The organism is Geobacillus sp. ZGt-1 (assembly GCF_001026865.1).
GTDB lineage: Bacteria > Bacillota > Bacilli > Bacillales > Anoxybacillaceae > Geobacillus > Geobacillus thermoleovorans.
Genome location: NZ_LDPD01000205.1, coordinates 1 through 2,261 on the forward strand (window position 1 = coordinate 1; position 2,261 = coordinate 2,261).

General features: G+C 36.8%; 2 protein-coding genes and 1 pseudogene. All 3 read right to left on the reverse strand.

Features of this window, described 5'->3' with window-relative positions:
* Positions 1-367: pseudogene (locus VU18_RS16625) on the reverse strand (carbohydrate ABC transporter permease); the annotation flags it as partial.
* Positions 364-1,203, reverse strand: a complete 840-nt coding sequence (locus VU18_RS16630) for a carbohydrate ABC transporter permease (protein ID WP_173426837.1) — start codon at positions 1,201-1,203, stop codon at positions 364-366. The gene VU18_RS16630 and the pseudogene VU18_RS16625, both read right to left, overlap by 4 nt.
* Before the next feature lie 196 nt (positions 1,204-1,399).
* Positions 1,400-2,261, reverse strand: an 862-nt coding sequence (locus tag VU18_RS16635) for an ABC transporter substrate-binding protein (protein WP_047758603.1), incomplete at its 5' end; no start/stop codon positions are given.

The window sequence follows — 2,261 nt, forward strand, 5'->3', positions numbered from 1 at the left end:
ATTTATAAAGAGGAACGAGAATAGTAAGCGGCGGAACAATCATAGCCGAGATAAAAAACACAAACATAAATCTATTCAAGCGAGTTTTATACCTCGCCAGCGGATAGGAAGCACATGCCCCTAAAAATACTACTAAAAGAACCGAAATTGCCGTAATCAGAATGTTATTGACAAAAGCCTGTCCAAGGTTTGCTTCTTTCCATGCATTGATAAAATTATCAAGATATAATGTAGCTGGGGGAAGCCATTTTGAGCTTGTATCGTCTGCTGGTTTGAAGGAAACGGTTATCAGTAAATAAAAAGGAATAAGATGGATGATACTAATCACCATCGTTAAAAGGAGCAACGCTTTTTTGCTTTTTTTCATCCGGCGATCTCCTTTCTTCTTAAATAAATTAATGCTGTAATACTAATGACCGAAATCAGCACAAACATCAAATTGCCAAGCGCAGCAGCATAACCTGCGTCCATACTTGCAAAATAGTATTTATACATCACTGTCGATAATGATTGGGATGCGTAGCCTGGACCGCCTTTTGTCAATGAAATAATAACATCAAAAAGCTTTAAACCTCCAACTAAATTCAACACAATATTGATAGTGATCGATGGCATCAACATTGGAAGTGTTACATGCTTAAACCGCTGCCATGATGAAGCACCGTCAATTTGTGCTGCCTCATAAAAATCCCTTGGAATCGTTTGTAATCCGGCCAAGTAAATGACCATTGCGATTCCTAAATATTGATACGTATTGACAAACATAATAATCCAAACATTCCATTGAGGGTCCGCTAATATATTTAACGGCGTATTACGGAATAAAAGAATTATATCGTTCAATGCCCCTCCATCATACTGAAAGAAGAAATACCAAATATACCCCATGATAAGCGGGCTTATAATTACTGGTAAATAAATAATGGTACGAGTAATTCCCCTTGTTTTCATTTCCTGATTGAGTAAAAGAGCATATGCTAACCCGATTATGTTTTGAAATAATGTACTCCCGATTCCGTAAATAAGCGTATTTTTAATAATTGTTCCAATATTAGGATCATGTAACATTCGTTTATAGTTATCCAAACCTATCCAATCATATGTTTGTGAAAAACCGTCCCAATTGGTAAAAGAAATTTGTAATCCCTTAAAGAAAGGATAAAAAATAAATACGATAAATAACAGCAAAGCAGGAAGATACATCACGTTTAACCAAACTGTCGAGGATATCTTTTTCCTACGTAAACCTTTCTTAACAAATTGAATTTGTGTTCGTACTTCTGTATCCACTATTCTCCTTCCCTTCTTGCCGTTTTCAGGAGTTGCTAGTACGGTTTGCTTTATTTGATAGGGTCTGAACATTTTCTTGATCAGACCCTACTTGTATAAAATTAAGCTATTATTTCTTTTGTTGCTCTCGTAGACGTTCAAATTGTTTTTTCATATTTTCGGAAAATTGCTTTGGTGTAATCGAACCAGCAATTAACTCTTGGCCATTGGTGCACATTACATCCCACATACCGTTCGGCAAATACACGCGGTCAAAATAAGGGAATACACGAATGTTAGCATATTTTTCATAATATTGCGTAAGTTCCCCTAAGTCGACATTAACTCCTTTAATACCAGCAGGAAGGTTGGTCGCTTCCGCTATTTTCTTTAAATTTTCCGTCTTTGCAAAGAAATTAATGAATTTTTTCGCTTCTTCTAAATGCGGAGAGTCCTTCCAAGCAGCTAACGTATGTCTTTCCCCCCCAGAGAATGTAGGTTCATCTCCCTCAGCAATCGCCGGAATTGGCATATAACCAACTTTCAAATTCGGATTAATTTCCTTTGCTTGTCCTACAAAGGCTGGTCCCATCATAAAAAAGGCAACTTTTCCTTCCGCAAACAGCTTTGGTAAATCGCTATATTTCGCCGTTAACATATCTTTATTGATGAGACCTTTATCGTACATTTCTTTATATTTTTCCGGGAGATATGTCCACTTAGACCAGTCAAACGTCCCATTTAATAAGTCTTGGCTGTAATTCTGTTCTGGACTAATGAGCAATGGAGTAGCAAAATAATCAAAAAATTGGCCTATCGTCCAAGCATCAACTCCAGAAAAATAAAATGGAGATACTTGTCCGTTGCTTTCTTTTTTAATTTTTTCGGCAGCAGCTAACAGCTCGTCGAACGTTTTCGGCACTTCGATACCGTACTTTTCTAAAACATCCACATTGTACGTAATTCCATCTTTTGCTTCATTGAGTGGGAGT

Excerpts from the sequence above, each read along its gene's own strand:
- VU18_RS16630 (WP_173426837.1), bottom strand. The coding sequence starts at position 1,203 with ATGTATCTTCCTGCTTTGCTGTTATTTATCGTATTTATTTTTTATCCT.